General features: G+C 71.5%; 19 protein-coding genes. 7 read left to right on the top strand and 12 right to left on the bottom strand.

All coding sequences use genetic code 11. From position 1 onward, the window contains the following. Positions 1 to 168 precede the first annotated feature (168 nt). Positions 169 to 1,167, top strand: coding sequence for an acyl-CoA desaturase (locus tag OG448_RS18150; RefSeq protein WP_405555098.1), 999 nt, complete (start codon positions 169 to 171; stop codon positions 1,165 to 1,167). Continuing rightward, entirely contained in the window at positions 1,164 to 1,841 is a 678-nt protein-coding gene (locus OG448_RS18145) for a TetR family transcriptional regulator (protein WP_405555097.1), read from the top strand. Before OG448_RS18150 ends, OG448_RS18145 begins: the two co-directional genes overlap by 4 nt. Here OG448_RS18145 and OG448_RS18140 read toward each other — a convergent pair. Together OG448_RS18140 and OG448_RS18135 are read right to left on the bottom strand one after the other, a co-directional pair. After that, complete coding sequence (locus OG448_RS18140; RefSeq protein WP_405555096.1) at positions 1,838 to 2,200, bottom strand: VOC family protein; 363 nt, start codon at positions 2,198 to 2,200, stop codon at positions 1,838 to 1,840. The two genes, OG448_RS18145 and OG448_RS18140, sit on opposite strands and share 4 nt — an antisense overlap. 3 nt (positions 2,201 to 2,203) lie before the next feature. Further along, positions 2,204 to 2,995: a trans-aconitate 2-methyltransferase gene (locus OG448_RS18135; RefSeq protein WP_405555094.1), complete on the bottom strand. Its 792-nt coding sequence runs from the start codon at positions 2,993 to 2,995 to the stop codon at positions 2,204 to 2,206. An 89-nt stretch (positions 2,996 to 3,084) separates the two neighbouring features. On the opposite strand from OG448_RS18135, the gene tamR reads away from it, so the two are divergent. Further along, complete coding sequence (tamR, locus tag OG448_RS18130) at positions 3,085 to 3,582, top strand: MarR family transcriptional regulator TamR (RefSeq protein WP_130338675.1); 498 nt, start codon at positions 3,085 to 3,087, stop codon at positions 3,580 to 3,582. Here the strand turns inward: tamR and OG448_RS18125 are convergent. Next, positions 3,541 to 4,308 (bottom strand): LuxR C-terminal-related transcriptional regulator, encoded by a 768-nt coding sequence (locus OG448_RS18125; protein ID WP_405555093.1) that lies wholly within the window; start codon positions 4,306 to 4,308, stop codon positions 3,541 to 3,543. The two genes, tamR and OG448_RS18125, sit on opposite strands and share 42 nt — an antisense overlap. Before the next feature lie 230 nt (positions 4,309 to 4,538). Here OG448_RS18125 and OG448_RS18120 point away from each other — a divergent pair, with 230 nt between their 5' ends. Beyond that, on the top strand, positions 4,539 to 4,994 hold the full coding sequence (locus OG448_RS18120; RefSeq protein ID WP_405555091.1) for a GNAT family N-acetyltransferase: 456 nt from the start codon (positions 4,539 to 4,541) through the stop codon (positions 4,992 to 4,994). 11 nt (positions 4,995 to 5,005) lie between these two features. Here OG448_RS18120 and galK read toward each other — a convergent pair whose 3' ends face one another. Genes galK through galT form a run of 3 tightly spaced genes read right to left on the bottom strand, consistent with a single transcriptional unit; the run spans position 5,006 to position 8,204 of the window. After that, complete coding sequence (gene galK, locus OG448_RS18115) at positions 5,006 to 6,160, bottom strand: galactokinase (RefSeq protein WP_405555090.1); 1,155 nt, start codon at positions 6,158 to 6,160, stop codon at positions 5,006 to 5,008. Beyond that, the gene (gene galE, locus OG448_RS18110) at positions 6,160 to 7,122 is read right to left on the bottom strand and encodes a UDP-glucose 4-epimerase GalE (protein ID WP_405555088.1); all 963 of its coding nucleotides are present in this window, start codon (positions 7,120 to 7,122) and stop codon (positions 6,160 to 6,162) included. Before galE ends, galK begins: the two co-directional genes overlap by 1 nt. Beyond that, positions 7,119 to 8,204, bottom strand: coding sequence for a galactose-1-phosphate uridylyltransferase (galT, locus tag OG448_RS18105; protein ID WP_405555086.1), 1,086 nt, complete (start codon positions 8,202 to 8,204; stop codon positions 7,119 to 7,121). Before galT ends, galE begins: the two co-directional genes overlap by 4 nt. 167 nt (positions 8,205 to 8,371) lie before the next feature. On the opposite strand from galT, the gene OG448_RS18100 reads away from it, so the two are divergent. Both OG448_RS18100 and OG448_RS18095 read left to right on the top strand, forming a co-directional pair. Further along, positions 8,372 to 10,084, top strand: coding sequence for a sodium:solute symporter family transporter (locus OG448_RS18100; protein WP_391298937.1), 1,713 nt, complete (start codon positions 8,372 to 8,374; stop codon positions 10,082 to 10,084). A 21-nt stretch (positions 10,085 to 10,105) separates the two neighbouring features. Next, positions 10,106 to 10,444 (top strand): hypothetical protein, encoded by a 339-nt coding sequence (locus OG448_RS18095; RefSeq protein ID WP_391298939.1) that lies wholly within the window; start codon positions 10,106 to 10,108, stop codon positions 10,442 to 10,444. Positions 10,445 to 10,477: 33 nt separating this feature from the next. On the opposite strand, the gene OG448_RS18090 is transcribed toward OG448_RS18095, so the two are convergent. The 4 genes from OG448_RS18090 to OG448_RS18075 all read right to left on the bottom strand — a co-directional run bounded on the left by OG448_RS18090 (position 10,478) and on the right by OG448_RS18075 (position 16,682). Then, positions 10,478 to 11,170, bottom strand: coding sequence for a LuxR C-terminal-related transcriptional regulator (locus OG448_RS18090; RefSeq protein ID WP_391298941.1), 693 nt, complete (start codon positions 11,168 to 11,170; stop codon positions 10,478 to 10,480). 67 nt (positions 11,171 to 11,237) lie between these two features. Beyond that, a complete protein-coding gene (locus OG448_RS18085) occupies positions 11,238 to 12,884 on the bottom strand; it encodes a PQQ-binding-like beta-propeller repeat protein (protein WP_405555084.1) in 1,647 nt (548 codons plus the stop codon). Positions 12,885 to 12,944: 60 nt separating this feature from the next. Continuing rightward, positions 12,945 to 14,708 carry a PQQ-binding-like beta-propeller repeat protein gene (locus tag OG448_RS18080; RefSeq protein WP_405555083.1) on the bottom strand — a complete coding sequence of 588 codons (1,764 nt, stop codon included), beginning with the start codon at positions 14,706 to 14,708 and terminating at the stop codon, positions 12,945 to 12,947. Between the two features lie 165 nt (positions 14,709 to 14,873). Continuing rightward, the gene (locus OG448_RS18075; RefSeq protein ID WP_405555081.1) at positions 14,874 to 16,682 is read right to left on the bottom strand and encodes an ABC-F family ATP-binding cassette domain-containing protein; all 1,809 of its coding nucleotides are present in this window, start codon (positions 16,680 to 16,682) and stop codon (positions 14,874 to 14,876) included. A gap of 157 nt (positions 16,683 to 16,839) precedes the next feature. On the opposite strand from OG448_RS18075, the gene OG448_RS18070 reads away from it, so the two are divergent. Then, a complete protein-coding gene (locus tag OG448_RS18070) occupies positions 16,840 to 17,433 on the top strand; it encodes a Uma2 family endonuclease (RefSeq protein ID WP_405555080.1) in 594 nt (197 codons plus the stop codon). A 3-nt stretch (positions 17,434 to 17,436) separates the two neighbouring features. Here OG448_RS18070 and OG448_RS18065 read toward each other — a convergent pair whose 3' ends face one another. Then, on the bottom strand, positions 17,437 to 18,330 hold the full coding sequence (locus OG448_RS18065) for a 4-(cytidine 5'-diphospho)-2-C-methyl-D-erythritol kinase (RefSeq protein ID WP_405555078.1): 894 nt from the start codon (positions 18,328 to 18,330) through the stop codon (positions 17,437 to 17,439). Further along, complete coding sequence (gene rsmA, locus OG448_RS18060) at positions 18,327 to 19,196, bottom strand: 16S rRNA (adenine(1518)-N(6)/adenine(1519)-N(6))-dimethyltransferase RsmA (RefSeq protein WP_405555076.1); 870 nt, start codon at positions 19,194 to 19,196, stop codon at positions 18,327 to 18,329. Before rsmA ends, OG448_RS18065 begins: the two co-directional genes overlap by 4 nt. Between the last annotated feature and the right edge of the window lie 24 nt (positions 19,197 to 19,220).

Genomic DNA, 19,220 nt, shown 5'->3' with positions numbered 1-19,220 from the left:
CAAGGATAGGTGGCCCGGCTGACGCGCAGGATCTCGGGCTCTTGCCGCCGGCCGAACCGCTGACATACTTACGACGCCGTAGGTTACGGAACCGTAGGGACGTCCCGTCCGTTCCATACCTGTCCGGTACTGCCTCGACCCCCGCCCTCGACCCCACAGGGGACGCGCATGACCTCAAGTAGTTCCGATGTGATCGACGAAGCCCGCCCCGATGGCGCCTCCGCCACGCTGGGCGGCGAACAGAAGCGCTCGATCGAACAGCTCGCGCTCCTGGTGTTCATCGTCGTACCGTTCCTGGCCCTGCTGGCGACCGTGCCGCTGGTGTGGGGCTGGGGGGTGAGCTGGCTCGACCTGGGCCTGCTGGTGTTCTTCTACTTCCTGGGGTGCCACGGCATCACGATCGGCTTCCACCGCTACTTCACCCACGGCTCCTTCAAGGCGAAGCGGCCGCTCCGGATCGCGCTGGCGATCATGGGGTCGATGGCGGTGGAGGGGCCGCTGGTGCGCTGGGTGGCCGACCACCGCAGGCACCACAAGTTCTCCGACGCCGAGGGCGACCCCCACTCGCCGTGGCGGTTCGGGGAGACGCTCCCCGCGCTGATGAAGGGCCTGTGGTGGGCCCACATCGCCTGGATGTTCGACGAGGAGCAGACCCCGCAGGAGAAGTACGCGCCGGACCTGGTCAAGGACCCGGACATGCGGGCCATCTCCCGGCAGTTCGCGCTGTGGACGGCCGTCTCGCTGCTGCTGCCCCCGCTGATCGGCGGGCTGGCGACGATGTCCTGGTGGGGCGCCTTCACCGGGTTCTTCTGGGGCTCACTCGTCCGGGTGGCCCTGCTGCACCACGTGACGTGGTCGATCAACTCGATCTGCCACGCGGTGGGCAAGCGCCCGTTCAAGTCCCGCGACCGCTCGGGCAACGTGTGGTGGCTGGCCGTGCTGTCCTGCGGCGAGTCCTGGCACAACCTGCACCACGCCGACCCGACCTCCGCGCGGCACGGGGTGGAGCGCGGGCAGATCGACTCCTCGGCCCGGATCATCCGCTGGTTCGAGAAGCTCGGCTGGGCCTATGACGTGCGCTGGCCGTCACGCTCGCGTATCGATTCGCGCCGCACCGACGGCGACGGTTCCTCCCGACGAGGGAAGGCTGCCGCGAAGGCGGCATGATTGACAGCGTGGCCACCGACTCCAGCAGCACCTCGAGCGACGACAAGACGCGGCGGACCCGCCGGACCCGGATGACCGGTGCGGAGCGCCGCCAGCAGTTGCTGGAGATCGGCCGGACCCTCTTCGCGGCGAAGGGTTTCGAGGGCACGTCGGTGGAGGAGATCGCGGCCAAGGCCGGGGTCTCCAAGCCGGTGGTGTACGAGCACTTCGGCGGCAAGGAGGGGCTGTACGCGGTCGTGGTGGACCGGGAGATGCGGTGCCTGCTGGAGATGGTCACCGGCTCGCTCACCGCCGGCCACCCCCGTGAGCTGTGCGAGCAGGCCGCGTTCGCACTGCTGGACTACATCGAGGAGTACACGGACGGTTTCCGCATCCTCGTCCGCGACTCCCCCATCCCGCAGTCCACGGGTTCCTTCGCCTCGCTGATCTCCGACATCGCCACCCAGGTGGAGGACATCCTGGGCCGCGAGTTCAAGAGCCGCGGCTTCGACTCCAAGCTCGCCCCCCTCTACGCCCAGGCCCTGGTCGGCATGGTCGCCCTCACCGGCCAGTGGTGGCTCGACGTCCGCCGCCCCAAGAAGGCCGAGGTGGCCGCCCACCTCGTCAACCTCGCCTGGCACGGCCTGGACGGCCTGGAACAGAAGCCCCGCCTGATAGGTCACCGCAAGAGCTAGCCCCTCGGCCGCAGGAACTCCAATCGGTTGCCGACCGGGTCCGCGGAGTGGAAACGGCGGTGGCCGGGCAGCCCGGCGTCCCACTCCACCGGCGCGCCGTGGGCGGCCAGCCGGGCGGCGCAGGCGTCGAGGTCCGCGACCAGCAGGCCCGGGTGCGCCTTGCGCGCGGGGCGGAGGCCGTTCTCGACGCCCAGGTGGATCTGGACCCCGCCCGCCCGGAACCAGCAGCCGCCGCGCGCCGCCAGGGCCGGGAGCTTGGGTACCTCCGTCATGCCGAGCACCCCGCCGTAGAAGGCGCGCAGCGCGTCCTCCGCACCGGGTGGCATCGCGAGCTGCACGTGGTCGATCGCGCGCAGCACGGCTCAGACCCCCTTCACCGCCACCGCGAACAGGCGACGGAAGGGGAGGACCGTGCCGTAGGGGGCCGTCGGGTACGCCTCGCGGAGGAGGTCGCGGTACTCGGTGACGAAGGTGTCCCTGGCTTCCGGGTCGGCGGCCAGGGCGGTCAGGGCGGGGCGGAGGCCGGTGCCCTTGACCCAGTCCAGGACCGGGTCGTCACCGGGGAGGACGTGCTGGTACGTGGTCTGCCAGACGTCGGTGGCGCAGCCGAGGCGGGCCAGGTGGTCCAGGTAGACGGCGGGGGCGTGGACGGAGTCGGGGGCGCGCAGGACGTCGGCCAGGCGGGGTGCCCAGCGGGGTGTGGCGGCGAGTTCGCGCATCAGGGTGTGCAGCGGGGCGTCAGTGTTGTCCGGCACCTGGAAGGCGAAGACCCCGCCCGGCTTCAGCGCGGTGATCCAGTCCGCGAACCGGTCGAGGTGGCTCGGCACCCACTGGAGGGTGGCGTTGGAGAAGAGCAGGTCGTGCGGCCCCTCGGGCGTCCAGGTGCGGGCGTCGGCGGGGGCGAACTCCAGCGCGGGCTGCTCGGCGCAGGCGCGCTCCAGCATCTCGGGCGAGTTGTCGTAGCCGGTGACCCGCGCGCCGGGCCAGCGTTCGGCGAGCAGCGCGGTGGCGTTGCCGGGGCCGCAGCCGAGGTCGGCGATCCGGGGCCGCTCGGAGGGCAGGCCGGGGACGCGGGCCAGCAGGTCCACGAACGGGCGCAGCCGGTGGCCGGAGTGACGGAGGTACTGGGCGGGGTCCCAGGAGGGCGTCGTCATGACAGCCACCTTCCCGGACAGTTTCTCTTGATGTCAAGATACTCAGCTTCAAGAGACTTCACGTCGACACAACCACTACACTGATCTCCATGGAGGACGAGGTCGATCGGCTGGTCGCAGCGTGGCGCCGGGAGCGCCCTGACCTCGACGTGGAACCGCTGGAAGTGCTGAGCCGGGTGAGCAGGCTGGCCCGGCACCTGGACCGCGCGCGCCGGCTCGCCTTCTCCGAGCACCAGTTGGAGCCCTGGGAGTTCGACGTGCTGACCGCGCTGCGCCGCGCCGGCACCCCGTACCAGCTCTCCCCCGGCCAGTTGCTCACCCAGACGCTGGTCACCTCGGGCACGATGACCAACCGCATCGACCGGCTGGCCAAGAAGGGCCTCGTGGAGCGGCTGCCCGACCCCAGCGACCGGCGCGGTGTGCTGGTCCGGCTGACCGACACCGGCCGGGACCGCGCCGACGAGGCGCTCGCGGGCCTGCTGGCCCAGGAGCGGGCCATCCTCGGCGAGCTGTCCCGCACCCAGCGGGGCGAACTCGCCGGGCTGCTACGCCAGTTGACCGCCCCGTTCGACAACGTCCCCGGCTAGGTCGACCGGCCCCACCCCGGCCCGCCGGGCCAGCGCCACGGCGGCCAGCGTGGAGTGGACGCCCAGCTTGCCCAGCACGTTCTGCATATGGGTGCGCACGGTGTGCGGGGAGAGGAACAGCCGTTCCGCGACCGCCTTGCGGCCGAGCCCGGCGACCATGCAGCGCAGCACCTCCCGCTCGCGCGGGGTCAGCGACTGCACCAGCCGCTCGCTCTCGCTGCGGTGCTTGCGCGCCGCCGTCAGCTCCTTGAGCACGCCGGTGAGCAGCGCGGCCGGCAGATGCGTCTCGTCCCGCAGCACGCCCCGGATCACGGTGAGCAGCCGGGACAGCGAGCAGTCCTTGGCGACCCAGCCGCAGGCGCCCGCCTGGAGCGCGAGCGCGGCCCGGTGCGGGTCGTCCTTCTCGGCGAGGACCACCGTGCGCACCCCGGCCTGTGCCGAGCGCACCCCGGCGACCAGCGAGATCCCGTCCACCAGGCCGTCCGCGTCGCCCGCCTGCACCGGCACCGCCGCCCGCCCACCGGGCAGTGCCCGGCCGAGGTCGGCGTCGACCAGCAGCACGTCGTAGCGGCGGCCCTCGGTGGCGGCGCGCTCCAGACAGCGCAGCGCGGCCGGGCCGCTGCCCGCGGCGGACACGTCCACGTCGGGCTCGGCGGCCAGCGCCGCCGCCAGTGACTCGGCGAAGATGCGATGGTCGTCCACGACCAGCACTCGGATGCGAACCACGAAACCCCCTTCCCCAGGCTCCACTTGGAGCAGGGGTCACCCACGGCCCGGCAACGGCGCGGCGGCCGCCGTCGCGGAAACTGCTACCCCCGGCGCGGTCCCCGTACCCGCCCGTCCCGCCCCCTGATCGGCCACCGGCCCCCACCGGTACCGCTCTTGAGGCCCCTCAGCGTAAGGGCGGCCCTCGGCCGGGGGGAGCCGATTGACGGAACTGACCGGCCGTCGCGTTTATGGTGTGCCGCATGTTTCGGATCGAGACGGAAGTGGACAAGGACCGACGGGATCTGCTGCGCGCACGGCTGCGGGACACCAACACGGCGGCCTCCCCGGTGCTGGCCGCGCTGCGCGGCTCGCCGGGCGACCGGCACACCCCGCTGCACGTGTGGGTGCTGGACGCGGCGGGGGAACTCGCCGGGGGGCTGGTCGGGCACACCTGGGCGGGCTGGCTGCACGTCACCTATCTGTGGGTGGACGCCCGGTACCGGGGCGCGGGCTTCGGCTCCCGGCTGCTCGACGAGGCCGAGCGCATCGCGCACACCGGCCGGGGCTGCGCGCGCTCCCGCGTGGAGACCTGGGACTTCCAGGCCCCGGCGTTCTACAAGGACCGCGGCTACGACGTGGTGTCCGTGATCCCCGACTATCCACCGGGGATCACGGAGTACACGCTGACCAAGCGGCTCGGCTGAAGCCGCCGGGCTCAGCCCAGGCGGCGGGCGCCCGGCGAGGGCACCGCCTCGAAGACGCGCGGGGCGGTGTACCCGGCCGCCGCGAACGCCTCCTCGACCGCCTTGGTGAGGGTGTCCACCGCGGACGCCTCGGCCAGCGCGATCGCGGAGCCGCCGAAGCCGCCGCCGGTCATCCGGGCGCCGAGCGCACCGGCGGCCAGCGCGGTGTCGACCGCGAGGTCCAGCTCCGGGCAGGAGATGCGGAAGTCGTCGCGCAGCGAGGCGTGGCCCTCGGTGAGGACCGGCCCGATGGTCCGGACGTCGCCCGAGGTCAGCAGTTCCACCACCCGCTCGACCCGCCGGTTCTCGGTGACGATGTGCCGCACCAGCCGGCGCACCTCGTCCTCGTCGCCGAGCCGCTCCAGCGCCGCCTCCAGGTCGTCGTACGCCACGTCGCGCAGCGCGTCGACGCCGAGCAGGGCGGCGCCCTTCTCGCAGCCGGCCCGGCGCTTGCCGTACTCGCCGCCGCTGTGGGCGTGCTTGACCTGGGTGTCGATCACCAGCAGGCGCAGGCCCTCGGCGGCCAGGTCGAACGGGATCTGCCGCTGCGACAGGTCGCGGGTGTCGAGGAAGAGCGCGTGGCCCTCCTCGCAACAGGCCGACGCGGTCTGGTCCATGATGCCGGTGGGCGCGCCGACGTAGACGTTCTCCGCGCGCTGGCACAGCCGGGCCAGCTTCCAGCGCGGCAGGTCCAGGCCGAACAGGTCGTCCAGCGCGAGCGCGACGACGACCTCCAGCGCGGCCGAGGACGACAGCCCGGCGCCGGTCGGCACGGTGGAGGCGAGGTGGACGTCGGCGCCGGTGACCGGGTGCCCGGCCTCGCGCAGCGCCCACACCACGCCCGCCGGGTACGCGGTCCAGTCGTCGTCGGTGCCCGGCGCGAGGCCGTCCAGGGCGAGTTCGACGACCTCGCCCTCGATGTCGGCCGAGTGCAGCCGCAGAAGGCCGTCGGTGCGGCGGGAGACGGCGGCGGTGACCTGGTGCGGCAGTGCGAACGGCATGACGAAGCCGTCGTTGTAGTCGGTGTGTTCGCCGATCAGGTTGACCCGGCCCGGCGCCGCCCACACCCCTTCCGGTGCCGCTCCGTACAGCTCGGTGAAGCGTTCCCGGACCTGCTGTGCCCCCACTAGTGCTCCCTCTGCGTGTCGCGCGCGAACTCCCAGGCGTCCGCGATGATCCCGGCGAGGTCCGCGCGGGACGGGTTCCACCCCAGTGTGGCGCGTGCGGTGTCGGCCGACGCCACCAGCACCGCCGGGTCGCCGGCCCGGCGCGGGGCGGTGACCTCGGGGATGGGGTGGCCGGTGACCTCGCGGGCGGTCTCGACGACCTCGCGGACGGAGAAGCCGTTGCCGTTACCGAGGTTGCAGATCAGGTGCTCGCCGGAACGGGCGGCGCCGAGGGCGAGCAGGTGGGCGTCGGCGAGGTCGGCGACGTGGATGTAGTCGCGCACGCAGGTGCCGTCGGGGGTCGGGTAGTCGTCGCCGTAGACCGAGATGGCCTCGCGGCGGCCCTGGGCGACCTGGAGGACGAGCGGGATGAGGTGGGACTCGGGGTCGTGGCGCTCGCCGTAGGGGCCGTAGGCGCCGGCCACGTTGAAGTAGCGCAGGGAGACGGCGGCCAGGCCGTGGGCCTGCGCCTCGCTGGTGATCATGTGGTCGACGGCCAGCTTGGAGGCGCCGTAGGGGTTGGTGGGCCGGGTCGGGGCGGACTCCGGGATCGGGACCTCCTCGGGCTCGCCGTAGGTCGCGGCGGTGGAGGAGAAGACCAGCCGGTTCACGCCCGCCTCGCGCATGGCGGCGAGCAGGGCCATGGTGCCGCCGACGTTGTTCTCCCAGTACTTCTCCGGCTTCACCACCGACTCGCCGACCTGGGAGAAGGCGGCGAAGTGCAGCACCGCGTCGTAGGACGGGTCGAGCCACTTCGCGGCATCGCGGATGTCGCCCTCGACGAAGGCGGCACCGGCGGGCACGCCCGCGCGGAAGCCGGTGGAGAGATTGTCGAGGACGGTGACCTCGTGCCCCGCCTCCAGCAGATGCTGGGCGACGACGCTGCCCACATAACCCGCGCCACCCGTCACCAGGTACTTCATGAACTCGCTACCTCTCGCAGTCGCTCGGCCGCGCGCTCCGGCGGCACGTCGTTGATGAAGACGTTCATGCCGGACTCGGAACCCGCGAGGAACTTCAGCTTGCCGGAAGTGCGGCGGATGGTGAAAAGCTCCAGGTGGAGCGCGAAGTCGTCCCGCGTCACCCCGTCGAAGCCGGGGAGGTCGCCGAACGGCGCCTGGTGCCAGGCCGCGATGTACGGCGTCGGCGCCTCCACCTCGTCGCCCTCCTCACCCTCCGGCCGCCCGAAGATCCGGTCGAAGCGCCTCAAGAGTTCCAGATAGACCTGGGGAAACTCTGTGCGCGCGGCCTCGTCCAGCGCGAGCAGGTCGGGCACCCGGCGCTTGGGGTAGAGGTGGACCTCGTAGGGCCAGTGCGCGGCGAACGGGACGAAGGCCGCCCAGTGTTCACTCTCCAGGACGACCCGGTCACCGGCGAGTTCCCGTTCCAGTACGGCGTCGAAGAGGTTCTCCCCGCCCGTCTCGGCCCTGTGGTCGGCGAGCGAGCGGAACATCAGGGCGGTGCGGGGGGTGATGAAGGGGTAGGCGTAGATCTGGCCGTGGGGGTGACCCAGCGTCACCCCGATCTCGGCGCCCCGGTTCTCGAAACAGAAGACCTGCTTGACGGAGGGCAGATGCGACAGCTCGGCGGTGCGGTCGGTCCACGCCTCCAGCACCAGCCGGGCCTGCTCGTCGGTGAGGGAGGCGAAGGACGCGTCGTGGTCGGAGGTGAAGCAGACGACCTCGCAGCGGCCGGAGTCACCGGCGAGGGAGGGGAAGCGGTTCTCGAAGACGACCACGTCGTAGGTGGAGTCCGGGATCTCGCTGAGCCGCCCGTCCCGGCTGGGGCAGAGCGGGCACTCGTCGGCCGGGGGGTGGTAGGTGCGGCCCTGGCGGTGGGAGGCGACGGCCACCGAGTCGCCGAGCAGCGGGTCCCGGCGGATCTCGGAGGCGGTGACCGTGGGCTCCAGCGGCCGCTTGTCCACCGCGTCGCGGACGGTGTCGTCCCGCAGGTCGTAGTAGACCAGCTCACGCCCGTCGGCCAGCCGGGTCGAGGTCTTCTTCACGCCGGACTCCTCGCTCTCACTCAACACAATCAAACATAACAAACCACAACTCGACAACGGGTCGCACGATCACAATCGAACAAAGAACACCAACAGAACTGTTCAAATAATGAACGCCGCGGCGTAGGTTCCGCTCTGGATCAGTTCGCGCAACGAAGCGAGTTCTCATGCAGACCCCCCCGACCGGACCCGCGCCCCTGGCGGCGGGCCCCAGCTATCTGGCGGCGGAGCTACGGCTCCCCACCAACTGGCTCGACTACACGATCCTGGCCATCTACTTCGTCGTGGTTCTCGGCATCGGCTTCGCGGCCCGCCGCTCGGTGAAGACCAGCCTGGACTTCTTCCTCTCCGGACGCTCGCTGCCCGCCTGGATCACCGGCCTCGCCTTCATCTCGGCGAACCTGGCGGCCACCGAGATCCTGGGCATGGCGGCCAACAGCGCCCAGTACGGCGCGTACACCGTGCACTGGTACTGGATCGGTGCCATCCCGGCCATGGTCTTCCTCGGCCTGGTGATGATGCCCTTCTACTACGGCAGCAAGGTCCGCTCGGTCCCCGAGTTCCTGCTGCTGCGCTTCGACAAGGCCGCCCACCTGCTCAGTTCGATCCTGTTCGCCTTCGCCGCCATCCTGATCGCGGGCGTGAACCTGTACGCGCTGGCGATCGTGGTGGAGGCCCTGCTCGGCTGGCCGCAGTGGGTGGCCATCGTGGTGGCGGGCGCCTTCGTGCTCGGCTACATCACGCTGGGCGGTCTCTCCTCGGCGATCTACAACGAGGTGCTCCAGTTCTTCGTGATCCTGGCCGCCCTCATCCCGATCACCATCCTCGGCCTGAAGAAGGCCGGCGGCTGGGACGGCCTGACCCACAAGCTGGACGCGGCCCACGGCCACAACTTCACCACCGCCTGGGGCGGCACCGGCATCGGCAGCGCCAACCCGCTGGGCGCCAACTGGCTGACCATCGTGCTCGGCCTCGGCTTCGTGCTGTCCTTCGGTTACTGGACGACCAACTTCGCCGAGGTGCAGCGCGCGCTGTCCGCGAAGAACCTCTCCGCCTCCAAGCGCACCCCGCTGATCGCGGCCTACCCGAAGATCTTCATCGTCTTCCTGGTGATGATCCCCGGCCTGGTCGCCGCCGCCCTGGTCCCGAAGATCGGCCAGCCCGGCTCCGGGCTCCAGTACAACGACGCGATCCCCTACCTGATGCAGGAGCTGCTGCCCAACGGTGTGCTCGGCATCGCGGTCACCGGTCTGCTCGCCGCGTTCATGGCGGGCATGGCGGCCAACGTGTCGTCCTTCAACACGGTGTTCACCACCGACATCTGGGCCCGCTACGTGAAGCCGGACCAGGAGGACGCCTACTACGTCCGCTTCGGCCGCTGGATCACCGTGATCGGTGTCGCCGCGTCGGTCGGCACGGCGTTCCTGGCGTCGTCGTTCTCGAACATCATGAGCTACCTCCAGACGCTGTTCTCCTTCTTCAACGTCCCGATGTTCGTGGTCTTCATCGTCGGCATGTTCTGGAAGCGCGCCTCGGCCAAGTCCGGCTTCTGGGGCCTGCTCGCCGGTACCGCGACCGCGATGGTCAACTACTTCGTCTTCTACAAGCAGGGCATCATCTCGATCCCCTCCGACCAGGGCGCCAACTTCGTCTCCGCCATCGCGGGCTTCGTCGCGGGCGCGGTCGTGATGGTCGCGGTGTCGCTGTTCACCAAGCCCAAGCCGGCCGAGGAACTCCAGGGCCTGGTCTACGGCACCACCTCGCCGGGCATGACCGAGGCACCCGCCGAGGGCGACGACGCCTGGTACCGCAAGCCCGCCCTGCTCGGCTGGGGCGCGGTCGTCCTGGCCGCCGCCTGCTACATCCCGTTCTCGTTCTGATCGCGGGAGGATGAGGAAACCATGACCGACGAATCCCCCCGCCCCGAGCACGGCGCGACCGAGCACGACGTCCAGCGCGAGGTCACCGAGCTGGAGGGCAAGTCCGCCACCGCGGCCCGCATCTTCGACCTGCGGCGCATCATCGGCGGCCTGTTCGTGCTGTACGGCGTCATCGTCACGATCACCGGCATCACCGACTCCCAGGCCGCGATCGACAAGGCCGAGGGCGTCAACATCAACCTGTGGACCGGCATCGGCATGCTGCTCCTCGGGGTGTTCTTCCTGGCCTGGCTGAAGCTGCGGCCGACCCCGCCCCCGCTGCCCGCAGAGGACGCGGGCGACGAGGAGCCCGTGCACTAGCCTCACGCGCGGGACGGAGCCGGAGCTGTGGACCTACAGCTCCGGCTCCGTCGTGTGCGGGCCGGCTCCGGCGCGGTCCAGCAGGCCGGTGCGGGCCGCGAGGGCGGCCGCCTCCAGCCGGGAGCCGACGCCCAGCTTCATCAGCACCCGCTGCACATGGGTACGGGCGGTGCTGGGCGCTATCCCCATCCCGGCCGCGATCAGCCGGGTGTCCTCGCCGTCGGCGACCCGGACCAGCACCTCCACCTCGCGCGGGGTGAGCAGCCTGAGCAGCCGCTGGCCCTCGTCGTCGGGCTGCACGGCCGGGTTCAGCAGCTCCGCGAAGGCGCCCTGGAGCAGTTGGGGGGCGACGGCCGCCTCACCGGCCCTGGCCTTCAGGATGGCCCGCTCGACACCCTCGATGCGCTCGTCGTGCCGTACGTACCCGGCGGCGCCCGCCGCGAAGGCGGCCGCGATGCCGCGCGGGGAGGGGACCGGGCCGAGGACCAGGACGGCCACCTGCGGGCGCTCCCGCTTGATGCGGGCCACCGGGTCGAACGCGCCCGGCTCGGCGGGTGCCGCCGTGCCCAGCAGGCACACCTCGGGGGCCCGCGATATCACCAGCTCGGCGGCGCCCGCGGCCGGCGCCGCCGCCGCGAGCACCCGGTGCCCGCGCAGCTTCAGCGCCGACGCCAACGCCTCCGCCAGCAGGCGGTGGTCGTCGACGACCATGAGCCGCACTCCCATAGAGCAACCCCCCAGTCCCCTTGTCCCGGAAGTTACACGCTCGGGGCGCCTGCCGTGCGGGCTTCGCTCAGTCGCGGGTGCCGAAGGCGACCACGCAGTTCTTGTCCTTGTCGAAGCTCCCGATCGGCTTGGCCGCGTTGGGCGCCGCCATGAACAGCTTGCCCTGGCTGTACCGGTACTCCGAGTAGGCGGGCTGGAGACCGGTCTGCAGGGCACGGTCGGCCTGGTCGGCGGGCAGCTCCATCAGCGTCGTGGACTTGAAGCTCGCACCGTCGATGCTGACGACCTGGCCGCCCTTGTCGTACGGCGGGTTCTTGTACGCGATCAGGTTGCCGCCGTCCATGCGGAGCGGGAAGAGCGTGTAGTCCTCGCCGGCCGCGGCCCGCTGGCCGGTCTGCTTGCCGGTGGCGAGGTCGAAGGCGACGACCTCGTTGGTGCGGCTGAGCTTGCTCTTGCCGCCGCCGCTGTGCTCCTTGGTCGCCAGGTACAGCTTGCCCTCGCCCGCGGCGACGCCCTTGCACTCCTCGACGCGGGTGATGGTGTCGCACTCGCCGTTGTAGGTGTCGCCCGACACCGGGATACGGGCCAGCAGCCTGCCGGTGCGGTTGTCGATGGAGAAGTAGTCCGAGACACCGCTGCCGCCGCTCGCGCTGTGCCCGGCGTCCGCGCCGACCACCAGCGGGTCGGTGGAGACGATGCCCGCGTACTCGATGCCGGCGCCCATCTTGTACTCGGAGATCACCTTGCCCGAGGTGGGATCGACGTTCTGGATGCTGAGGGTGCGGTTGCCGTACGCACCGCACTTGCGCACCGCGACCAGCTTGGTGCCGCCGCCGTAGCCGACGTCGTCGCAGTCGTCGCCGGGCTTGGGCTGCCAGAGCACCTTGCCGGTGCCGATGTCGTAGGCCGCGCCGCCGCTGTAGCCGCCGACCGCGACGGTCTTCCCGGCGACGGTGACGTTCTGGAACTGGGTGGCGAACTCACCCGTGCCGACCGACTTGGTCCACAGCTTGGTGCCGGCCCGCACGTCGATCCCCGCGACCTGGGTACAGCCGGGGCGGTTGGTCTTGGTCGGCATCGAGGGCTGGTAGACGATGCCGGTGCGGCCGTCAGCGGTGACGTGGTCGGTGGCCGCGCAGACCGGGCCGGGGAACTTGAGCGTCCACTTCTTGTGGCCGTCGGCCGGGTCGTAGCCGGTGATCTCGGCGATGCCGCTCTTGGCGTAGACGCCGGTGCTCAGCCAGGAGCCCGGCGTGCTGACGACGTTCTCCTCGGTCTTGGGCTGCGGGACCTTGAACAGGACGTCGGCGGCGGGGTTGTCCGGCACCTGCTCCCTGCCACCGGTCGCGGTGCCGGTGCCGTTCTTGTCGCCCCCGGCGCGCGTGCCGCCGCCACCTCCGTCGGAGGAACGGGAGTACCAGACGCCGGAGCCGATGATCAGTCCGATGGCGACGACGGCCGCGAGGACGATCAGCGCGATGGCGCGGTTCTCCCTGGCGCGGATGTCACCGCCCGCCACGACCGTGGGCGGCTGGGCGGGGTAGCCGTAGCCCGGCTGCTGCGGCTGGGCCGGGTAGCCGTAGCCGGGCTGCGGCTGCGGCGGGGGTGCCTGCGGGTAGCCGTACGTGGGCTGGGGATTGGCCGGCGGGACGGGCGGCGTCGGCGGGGTGGGCGGCTGGTCCTGGGGCGGGCCGGAGGGCGGCTGGTCGGTCATCGTGGGGTACCTCGAAGCGGCTGGTGGGGACGGCGGGCGCGGCGGGGAGAAGGGGGAGGGCTACTTGCCGTAGGCCATCATCAGCTTCTCCTCGGAGTCGTCCTGGCCGCTCAGCCGGTTGGTGGCGATGAAGAAGCGGCCGCCGGACCAGACGGTGGTGGCGTCGAAGAAGCCGTTCTCGATCTGCGCCGCGCCGTCCGGGTTCTGGAGCAGCGTGGTGGGCCGGTGCGCGCCGGAGCCGGTCGGGACGGACAGCACCCGGCCGCCCTGGGTGTAGGCCGCGTCGGCGTAGGCGATCAGGTTGCCGCCCTGGAGTCCGACCGGGACCATCGAGCGGGCGACGGGGGACTTGACCCGCCACTTCTCCTTGCCGTCGGCGAGGCCGATGGCGACGATCTCGTTCGCACCGGTGGTGGACTCGGTGGGCAGATAGAGGGTCTTGGCGTCCACCGCGACGGCCTGGCAGTTCTGCAGGCCGCGGGAGAGCGAGCTCCAGCCGCAGCCGGGGGCGAACTTCTTGTCGACCTTGACCTCGGAGGTGAAGCGGCCGCCGCTGTCCAGGGTGGAGATGTTCCACGCCTTCTTGTCGCGGTTGGTCAGGTAGACCACCAGCGGGTTCACGGAGAAGACGCGCTCGGCCCGCCAGCCCTTGGTGACGGCCCGGGTCCACTTCGCCTTGCCCGTGGCCGGGTCGAGTTCGCGGATCTCGTCGCGCTCCTTGGCACCGCCCGCACCGCAGGAGGCCACCTGGACCAGGCGCCCGGTGTCACCGGCGTACCCGGCCGGGTAGCAGTCCGTGCCGTACTTCTTGAGGTCGTACAGCTTCTTGCCGGTGGCCGCGTCGTACGCGGTGCCCGACATGTCGCGGCCGACCATCAGGGTCTTGCCGGCGAGGGTCAGCTCGATGCTGCGGGTGCTGTCGAACAGGCCGGTGCCGTCGGCGACTTGGGCGTGCCAGCCCTTCTTGCCGGTGTCCAGGTCGATCTGCTGGAGCTGGTTGCACTTGGCGCGGTCGGTGGTGCCGTTCATGTAGGCGACGACGATCTTGCCGTCGGCGTCGGCGCGCTTGGTGACCGCGCAGACCTCGTGCGGCAGGGCGATCGGCGCCCAGGCGGGGGTGCCGTCCGCGACGCGGAAGCCGACGACCTCCTTGTACGCGGCCTTCACCGCGGTCCTGCCGGTGACCCAGAGGCCGGGCGCGTCCGCGCCGTTGCCGGGGGCGTCGGGGGCGGACTTGTACCAGAGGACCTTCGCCTCGCCGGGCTTGCGGCCCGCGTTGAGGTCCTCGGCGTCCGCGCGGCCGTCGCCCTTGCCGTCGCCGGTGTCGGCGGAAGGGGACGCGGTGGCGGAGTGCCGGGTGTCGCCGCTGGGGTGGGCGACGGGCTTGTCGTCGTCCCCGCCTCCGCCGGTGACCGCGTACACGGTGCCGCCGACGAGCAGCAGCGCGACGGCCACCGCCCCGGCTATCAGCGCGGTGCGCTTCTTGCCGCCGGGCGGCTCGCCTGGGGCGCCGGGGTGCGGGTACGTCCCGTAGGGGGCGCCGGGCGGGGGTCCGTAGGGACCGGGAGCCTGCCCGTAGGGGCCGGGCTGCGCGTACGGGCCGGGGGGCTGCTGAGGGTAGCCGTAGCCGGGCTGCGGCGGGGGCTGCTGGGGATAGCCGTAACCGGGCTGCTGCGGCGGCTGCTGTGGAGCGCCGAACCCGCCCTGGGGCGGCGGCTGCTGTGGAGCATCGAAGCCCCCCTGCGGCGGCTGACCCTGCGGTGGCTGATTCTGCGGCGGGCCGAAACCGCCGTGCGGCGGCTGACCGGGCGGCGGCTGGCTCATCAGCGCTGCTCCCCCTCGTTCACTGATTTTTAGCCTACGAAGGGTCTTTCTATCACCGACCACCGACGGCACAGGGACCCGTGAGAGCCCCTGTGCCCAAGGACGAACCACCCCGTGATGCGGCCGTTACGGACCCGCCGGTATGGCCGGATTCCGCCGTACGCGCTACGCGTCCTCCGCCAGCTCCAGCCAGCGCAGCTCCAGTTCCTCGCGCTCGCCGACGAGTTCGCGCAGTTCGGCGTCGAGTTCGGCGACCTTGGCGAAGTCCGTGGCGTGGTCCGCGATCCGAGTGTGCAGCTTGGACTCCTTGTCGGAGATCTTGTCCAACTGCCGCTCGATCTTCTGGAGTTCCTTCTTCGCGGCCCGCTGGTCCGCGGCGCTCCGCTCCGTGGTGGCCGGGGCGGGCGCGGCGGCGGCCGAGCGCTGGGCGACGGCCTCCTCCATGCGCAGCCGGCGCTCCAGGTACTCGTCGATGCCGCGCGGCAGCATGCGCAGGGCGCCGTCGCCGAGGAGTGCGTACACCTTGTCGGTGGTGCGCTCGACGAAGAACCGGTCGTGGGAGATGACGACCATCGAGCCGGGCCAGCCGTCGAGGACGTCCTCCAACTGGGTCAGGGTCTCGATGTCCAGGTCGTTGGTGGGCTCGTCGAGGAAGAGGACGTTGGGCTCGTCCATGAGCAGGCGCAGCAACTGGAGCCTGCGGCGCTCACCGCCGGAGAGGTCACCGACCGGCGTCCACTGCTTCTCCTTGGTGAAGCCGAACGTCTCGCAGAGCTGGCCCGCCGTCATCTCGCGGCCCTTGCCGAGGTCGACGCGCTCGCGGACCCGCTGCACGGCCTCCAGCACCCGCCAGTCGGGGTCGAGTTCGGCGACCTCCTGGGAGAGGTAGGCGAGCTTGACGGTCCTGCCGACGTTGACCCGGCCGCCCGCGGGCTGCTCCTCGCCGCCGGAGCGGGCGGCCTCGGCCATGGCCCGCAGCAGGGAGGTCTTGCCGGCGCCGTTGACACCTACCAGGCCGATGCGGTCGCCGGGGCCGAGCTGCCAGGTGACGTGCTTGAGCAGTTCCTTGGGGCCGGCGGTGACGCTGACGTCCTCCAGGTCGAAGACCGTCTTGCCGAGCCGGGAGGAGGCGAACTTCATCAGCTCGCTGCTGTCGCGGGGCGGCGGCACGTCCTTGATCAGCTCGTTGGCCGCCTCGACGCGGAAGCGGGGCTTGGAGGTGCGGGCGGGGGCGCCCCGGCGCAGCCAGGCCAGCTCCTTGCGGACGAGGTTCTGCCGCTTGGTCTCCTCGGTGGCGGCGATGCGCTCGCGCTCGGCACGGGCGAAGACGTAGTCGGAGTAGCCGCCCTCGTACTCGTAGACCGTGCCGCGCTGGACGTCCCACATGCGGGTGCAGACCTGGTCCAGGAACCAGCGGTCGTGGGTGACGCAGACCAGGGCGGAGCGGCGCTCGCGCAGGTGCCGGGCGAGCCAGGCGATGCCCTCGACGTCGAGGTGGTTGGTGGGCTCGTCCAGGACGAGGAGGTCCTGCTCCTCGATCAGCAGCTTGGCGAGCGCGATGCGCCGACGCTCACCGCCGGAGAGCGGGCCGATGACGGTGTCCAGCCCCTTGGGGAAGCCGGCCAGGTCGAGCCCGCCGAACAGGCCGGTCAGTACGTCCCTGACCTTGGAGTTGCCCGCCCACTCGTGGTCGGCCAGATCACCGATGACCTCGTGCCGGACGGTGGCCTCGGGGTCGAGCGAGTCGTGCTGCGTCAGCACCCCGCTCCGCAGCCCCCCGGAGTGCGTGACCCGCCCGCTGTCGGCCTCCTCGACCTTGGCGAGCATCCGGATGAGGGTGGTCTTGCCGTCGCCGTTGCGCCCGACGACCCCGATCCGGTCCCCTTCCGACACACCGAGCGAGACGCCGTCCAGCAGGGCCCGCGTGCCATAGACCTTGCTGACGTTCTCGACATTGACCAGGTTGACGGCCATTTCACTCCTGCGCAGGGGGATGGATCAGCCTTCAAGCGTAGGCCCTGCGGTGCGGGAGCGGAGCGCGAGGTGTCGGTCACCCTTTGTGATGACGGGGTCGGGGTACGGCCGCTACCGTGGAGGGCAGGCAGCAGGATCTCCGTTCATGGGAGGCACAATGACCGCCGAGTCCGCCGAGCACCAGGTCGAGTGGCCGGTGCCGCCCCAGGACGGCTACACCGTGGATGACCTGTTCACGCTGCCCAATCTCCCGCCGCACACAGAGTTGATCGACGGGAGCCTGGTTTTCGTGAGTCCGCAGCGGCGTTTCCACGCCAATGTGATTGACCTGCTGGTCAGCAGCCTGCGCGGCAGCCTGCCAGGGGAATTCAAGGTCAGCCGGGCGATGACCGTGATCCTCGACAAGCACAACGGACCCGAACCCGACGTCAGCGTGCTGCGAGCCGGTGCGATCACCGGACCGAGCCAGACCAGCTACCAGGCCAACGACGTTCTTCTCGCCGTCGAGGTCGTCTCCCCGGACTCGGAGTCCCGCGACCGTACGACCAAGCCGCAGAAGTACGCCACCGCCGGCATTCCGAACTTCTGGCGCGTCGAGGAGAACGGAACCACCGGACGGCCCATCATCCACGTCTACGAACTCGATCCGCTCACCGCGGCATACGTGCACATGGGCATGCACCGCGACCGGATCAGTGTCGCGAAGCCCTACGACATCGACATCGACCTGACCGCGATCGACCGCCTCTGAAGGTCAGAGAACCGTTGCCCCCGGCACCGGCCCCGCTGCCGTGCGGGTGGTGCGACAGGTGCCGGAGTCGCGGAGGGCCTGCGTCACCTGTGCCGCGGCGTCCGCGTCGCGGCACAGGAAGGCGGTCGTGGGACCCGAGCCGGAGACCAGGGCGGCCAGGGCGCCTGCCTGGCGGCCTGCGGCGAGCGTGGCTGCCAGCTCCGGGTAGAGGGAGAGGGCGGCGGGCTGGAGGTCGTTGGTGAGGGCTGTTGCCAGGGCTTCCGGGTCGCCCTTCGCCAGGGCCGTCAGCACGGACGGGTCGGCCTCCGGGGCCGGGATGTCGTGGCCCTCGGTCAGGCGGTCGAACTCGCGGAACACCGCCGGGGTCGACAGGCCGCGCCCGGCCATCGAGAACACCCAGTGGAAGGTGCCGCCGACCTCCAGCGGGGTCAGCTTCTCGCCCCGGCCGGTGCCCAGCGCGGCGCCGCCGACCAGGCTGAACGGGACGTCGCTGCCCAGCTCGGCGCAGATGTCGAGGAGTTCGGCGCGCGAGGCATCCGTACCCCACAGCGCGTCGCAGGCCACCAGCGCGCCCGCGCCGTCGGCGCTGCCGCCGGCCATGCCGCCCGCGACCGGGATGTCCTTGGCGATGTGGATGTGGACCGAGGGCTCGACGCCCCGGCGCTCCGCCAGCGCGAGCGCGGCGCGGGCGGCGAGGTTGGTGCGGTCCAGGGGGACCGACGCGGCGTCCGGGCCGGAGCAGGTGACCCGGAGTTCGTCGGCCGGGGTCACGGTGACCTCGTCGTAGAGGCCGACCGCGAGGAAGACGTTGGCCAGGTCGTGGAAGCCGTCGGGGCGGGCCGCGCCCACGCCGAGCTGGACGTTTACCTTGGCGGGGACCCGTACCGTGACGCTCACGCGCCCGCTCCCTTGTGCTCGGCGATCGCTGCGAACTCCTCGACCGTCAGCGCCTCGCCGCGCGCCTGCGGGGAGACCCCGGCGGCGACCAGCGCGGCCTCGGCGGCGGCGGCCGACCCGGCCCAGCCGGCGAGTGCGGCACGCAGGGTCTTGCGGCGCTGGGCGAAGGCGGCGTCGACCACGGCGAAGACCTCCGCCCGGGTGGCCGACGTCTTGACCGGCTCGGTCCGCCGGACCAGCGAGACCAGGCCACTGTCCACGTTCGGCGCCGGCCAGAACACGTTCCGCCCGATCGCCCCGGCCCGCTTGACCTCGGCGTACCAGTTGGCCTTGACCGAGGGCACGCCGTACACCTTGGAGCCGGGCGCGGCGGCGAGCCGGTCGGCGACCTCGGACTGGACCATCACCAGGGTGCGCTCGATGCTCGGGAAGGTGGCGAGCATGTGCAGCAGCACGGGGACGGCGACGTTGTAGGGCAGGTTGGCGACGAGCGCGGTCGGCGGCGGGCCGGGCAGTTCGTCGACGACCATCGCGTCGGAGTGCACCAGCGCGAACCGGTCGGCGCGGTCGGGCATCCGGGCGGCGACGGTCGCGGGCAGCGCGGCGGCCAGCACGTCGTCGATCTCGACGGCGGTGACCCGGTCGGCCGCCTCCAGCAGGGCCAGGGTGAGGGAGCCGAGTCCCGGCCCGACCTCCACCACCACGTCGTCGGGGCGCACCCCGGCGGTGCGCACGATGCGGCGGACCGTGTTGGCGTCGATCACGAAGTTCTGGCCGCGCTGCTTGGTCGGCCGTACGCCGAGCACGGCCGCCAGTTCGCGGATGTCGGCGGGGCCGAGGAGGGCGTCGGGGGTGGGGCTGCTCACGGGACAAGGGTACGGGGCGGCACG

It is taken from the genome of Streptomyces sp. NBC_01171 (assembly GCF_045039805.1).
Classification (GTDB): Bacteria; Actinomycetota; Actinomycetes; order Streptomycetales; family Streptomycetaceae; genus Streptomyces.
This window is presented reverse-complemented; position numbering and strand designations above follow the sequence as displayed.

Coding starts and splice junctions, on each gene's coding strand:
- OG448_RS18090 (WP_391298941.1), bottom strand. CDS start 11,170: ATGGGAGTGCGGCTCATGGTCGTCGACGACCACCGCCTGCTGGCGGAG.
- OG448_RS18085 (WP_405555084.1), bottom strand. CDS start 12,884: ATGACCGACCAGCCGCCCTCCGGCCCGCCCCAGGACCAGCCGCCCACC.
- OG448_RS18075 (WP_405555081.1), bottom strand. CDS start 16,682: ATGGCCGTCAACCTGGTCAATGTCGAGAACGTCAGCAAGGTCTATGGC.
- OG448_RS18120 (WP_405555091.1), top strand. CDS start 4,539: ATGGTGTGCCGCATGTTTCGGATCGAGACGGAAGTGGACAAGGACCGA.
- tamR (WP_130338675.1), top strand. CDS start 3,085: ATGGAGGACGAGGTCGATCGGCTGGTCGCAGCGTGGCGCCGGGAGCGC.
- OG448_RS18150 (WP_405555098.1), top strand. CDS start 169: ATGACCTCAAGTAGTTCCGATGTGATCGACGAAGCCCGCCCCGATGGC.
- OG448_RS18070 (WP_405555080.1), top strand. CDS start 16,840: ATGACCGCCGAGTCCGCCGAGCACCAGGTCGAGTGGCCGGTGCCGCCC.
- OG448_RS18095 (WP_391298939.1), top strand. CDS start 10,106: ATGACCGACGAATCCCCCCGCCCCGAGCACGGCGCGACCGAGCACGAC.
- galE (WP_405555088.1), bottom strand. CDS start 7,122: ATGAAGTACCTGGTGACGGGTGGCGCGGGTTATGTGGGCAGCGTCGTC.
- OG448_RS18100 (WP_391298937.1), top strand. CDS start 8,372: ATGCAGACCCCCCCGACCGGACCCGCGCCCCTGGCGGCGGGCCCCAGC.
- OG448_RS18080 (WP_405555083.1), bottom strand. CDS start 14,708: ATGAGCCAGCCGCCGCCCGGTCAGCCGCCGCACGGCGGTTTCGGCCCG.
- OG448_RS18145 (WP_405555097.1), top strand. CDS start 1,164: ATGATTGACAGCGTGGCCACCGACTCCAGCAGCACCTCGAGCGACGAC.
- OG448_RS18135 (WP_405555094.1), bottom strand. CDS start 2,995: ATGACGACGCCCTCCTGGGACCCCGCCCAGTACCTCCGTCACTCCGGC.